This window comes from Actinomyces acetigenes, assembly GCF_031296635.1.
GTDB classification, from domain to species: domain Bacteria; phylum Actinomycetota; class Actinomycetes; order Actinomycetales; family Actinomycetaceae; genus Actinomyces; species Actinomyces acetigenes.
In genome coordinates this window covers 1-1,327 of the sequence record NZ_JASPFC010000095.1, presented here as the reverse complement: position 1 = coordinate 1,327, position 1,327 = coordinate 1, and the positions used below count along the sequence as shown (strand labels likewise).

The window sequence follows — 1,327 nt, the reverse complement described above, 5'->3', positions numbered from 1 at the left end:
CACGCCGCTGCTGGTCGTCACCGCCACCGGCCGCGAGGCCGAGGAGACCGCCCTGGCCCTGCGCAGCTACCTGCCGGCCGACGACGTCGCCGTCATGCCCGCCTGGGAGACCCTGCCCCACGAGCGCCTCTCGCCGCGCGCCGACACCGTCGCCCAGCGCCTGTCCGTCCTGCGCCGCCTGGCCCACCCTGAGGAGGGCGGGGCGATCCGCGTCCTCATCGTCCCCGTGCGCGCCCTGCTGGCCCCCGTCATCGCCGGACTCGGCGAGCTCGAGCCCGTCCAGCTGGCCCCCGGCCTGACCATCGGCCTGGAGGAGACCGCCCGCCGCCTGGAGGCCGCCGCCTACACGCGCGTCGACATGGTCGAGTCCCGCGGCGAGTACGCCGTGCGCGGAGGCATCCTCGACGTCTTCCCGCCCTCCGAGCCCAGGCCGGTGCGCGTGGACTTCTTCGGCGACGAGATCGACGAGGTCTCCTCCTTCGCCGTCGCCGACCAGCGCACCATCGAGACGCTGGGCGCCGTCACCGCCACCGCCTGCCGCGAGCTGGTCCTCACCGACACGGTGCGCGAGCGCGCCGCCGCCCTGGTCGACGCCGTCCCCGGCGCTGCCGACATGCTGGAGAAGATCAGTCAGGGCATCGCCGTCGAGGGCATGGAGTCCCTCGCCCCGGTCCTGGTCGAGAAGATGGTCCCGCTGCTGGACCTCGTCGGCGACCGGCTCACGGTGCTCCTGGAGCCCGAACGGGTGCGCAAGCGCGCCGAGGACCTGACCGCCACCACCACCGAGTTCCTCGCCGCCGCCTGGACCTCGGCGGCCTCCGGCGGCACGGTCCCCGTCGACCTGTCCGCCGCCGCCTTCGCCCACCTGGCCGAGGCCCGGGCCCTGGCCCTGTCCTCCAACCGCGGCTGGTGGTCCTTCACCGCCCTGGCCGCCGGCCCCGACACCACCCGCCTGGACCTCAGCGACCCCCACACCTACCGCGGCGAGCTCGAGCGGGCCGTGGCCGACCTGGGCCGGCTGGCCCGCCAGGGCTGGACCGTGGTCGTGGCCACCGACGGCCCCGGACCAGGCCGACGCATGGCCCAGCTCCTGGGCGACGGCGACGTCCCCGCCCGCATCGTCGACCAGCTCTCCGAGGCCGGCGAGCTCGGCCGCGACGGTAACTGGGCTCCCGCCCCTGCCGCTGTTGCTGATGACGCCGACGGCTCAACTGGTGCCGATGGCGCCCCGGCCGCGGGCCCCGGCGACGGTGTCGTGCGCGTCACCCAGGCCAGCGCCGGCCACGGCTTCCTCGCCGAGGGCCTGCGCCTGGCCCTCATCGCCGAG

General features: G+C 75.9%; 1 protein-coding gene. It reads left to right on the top strand.

Features of this window, described 5'->3' with window-relative positions:
* On the top strand, positions 1 to 1,327 hold a 1,327-nt coding region (locus RIV14_RS13630; protein WP_487265008.1), incomplete at both ends, for a transcription-repair coupling factor family protein.